1 protein-coding gene is annotated in these 1,171 nt (G+C 58.5%); it reads left to right on the top strand.

What is annotated here, in order from left to right:
- Nucleotides 1-1,074 (top strand): serine hydroxymethyltransferase (glyA, locus tag NKJ26_RS33395; protein ID WP_352700104.1); only part of this gene is annotated, 1,074 nt, incomplete at its 5' end.
- Nucleotides 1,075-1,171: the final 97 nt, after the last annotated feature.

The raw sequence follows: 1,171 nt of genomic DNA, 5'->3' as shown, positions 1-1,171 counted from the left end.
CTAGCCATTGAGCGCTTGAAAGAATTATTCGGCAGCGAGCATGCCAACGTCCAGCCTTATTCTGGCTCGCCGGCCAACCAGGCTGTCTATCGTGCGCTTTTGAGCCCCGGTGACAAAGTCATGGGCTTGCCCCTTCCGGAAGGGGGCCATCTGACTCATGGTTGGGCCATCAACTTTTCCGGAACTGACTATCAACGCGTGCCCTATGGTCTAGATGAAAAGACACAGCAGATTGACTATGACCGCTTGCGCGAGACAGCCAAGCGGGAACGGCCGCGGCTCATTTGGGTCGGCGGAACTGCTTACCCGCGTGTCTTTGACTACGCGGCAATGGCAGAAATCGCCCTGGAAGCGAACTCCTATCTCGTAGCCGACATTGCGCACATCAGCGGCCTGATTGCCGCGGGAGCGCACCCGAATCCCGTGGGCCATTGCGACGTGGTCAGCAGCACGTCCCACAAGTCGATCCGCGGCCCCCGCGGTGGCTTCATTTTGTCAAGGAACGAAGATCGCTATCAGGCCCTGTATCATACAAAGAGCAAATACAATCTCGCCGGACGAATAGACCGGGCGGTCTTTCCTCACCTGCAAGGCGGGCCTCACATGAATACCATCGCTGCGCTCGCAGTTGCCTTGCACGAAGCCGCGAACCCGTCCTTCCGAAGCTACGGCCAACAGACGGTCAAGAATGCCAAGGCTCTGGCCCAGGCACTGCTCGAGCGAGGTTATGGCTTGGTTACCGGGGGGACGGACAATCACATGCTGATCCTTGATCTTCGCGATCGGCCCCTATCGGGCAAGGCCTATGCCGAGCGACTAGCAAAGGCAGGAATCATCACAAACTTTAATATGGTGCCTGGCGACCCGCGGGATCCGGCGGTCACAAGCGGAATTCGCCTGGGGGCGCCAGCAGTGACGTCAATGGGCATGCGCGATGTGGAAATGGTGCAAATTGCTGGCTTCATTGACTCCGTCCTCCAGCGGCCAGACGACGAAGATCTCCATGCCTGCGTGCGACGAGACGTTGCCGACTTGTGCGCTGCGTTCGAGGCCCCGGGTATCTGCGACAAGTAAGGTGGGCCAAGCAAAATGCCCATACCACATCCAACACCCGAAGCGAGGTATTCATGGCTAGGCAGTTCGTGTTCTCTTCCGAATCGGTTGGCGCGGG

The sequence above is a fragment of the Mesorhizobium sp. M0152 genome, from assembly GCF_040322415.1.
In the GTDB taxonomy this organism is placed as follows: Bacteria; Pseudomonadota; Alphaproteobacteria; order Rhizobiales; family Rhizobiaceae; genus Mesorhizobium.
This window is presented reverse-complemented; position numbering and strand designations above follow the sequence as displayed.